Origin of the sequence: Streptomyces sp. GC420 (genome assembly GCF_009916105.1) — a bacterium.
Classification (GTDB): domain Bacteria; phylum Actinomycetota; class Actinomycetes; order Streptomycetales; family Streptomycetaceae; genus Streptomyces.
This window is the reverse complement of record NZ_JAAAXQ010000835.1, coordinates 1-502: the sequence shown is the minus strand read 5'-3', so window position 1 is coordinate 502 and position 502 is coordinate 1. Positions and strand designations below refer to the sequence as shown.

General features: G+C 74.7%; 1 protein-coding gene. It reads left to right on the top strand.

Annotated elements, in window-relative coordinates:
• The coding region (locus GUY61_RS38865) for a patatin-like phospholipase family protein (RefSeq protein ID WP_208107009.1) at positions 1–502 on the top strand (502 nt) is incomplete at both ends.

Below are 502 nucleotides of genomic sequence, written 5' to 3'. Positions count from 1 at the left end.
CCTCGGCTTCGTACGCCTGCTCGCCGACGCGGGACTGCTGCACGGCCTCCGCCACGCCTCCTCCGTGTCCGGCGGATCCATCGCCAACGGCGTCCTCGCCACCGCCTGGCCGGCGCTGCGCTCGCGCGGCCTGACCGCGGAGGCCGTCGACGAACTCGTCGTGGACCCCGTCGTCGAACGCGTCTCCTCCCGCTCGCTGAAGCGGGCCCTGATCCGCGGCGCGTGGCGCACCCTGGGCCCGGCCACCCGCACCGAGCTGCTGGCCCGGCGTCTGGACGAGTGGTTCTTCGCCGGCATCGAACTGGAGGACCTGGACCCGGAGGTCCGCTGGATCGTCAACGCGGCCAACCTGACCACCGGGGTCCGGTTCACCTTCGAACGCGACGTGCTGGGCGACTACACGACCGGGCTGGCCCCGACGACCGGCACCGGGCTGCGGCTGAGCCTCGCCGTGGCCGCCTCGGCCGCCGTCCCCGGCGCCTTCCCGCCCCTCGTCCTGGAC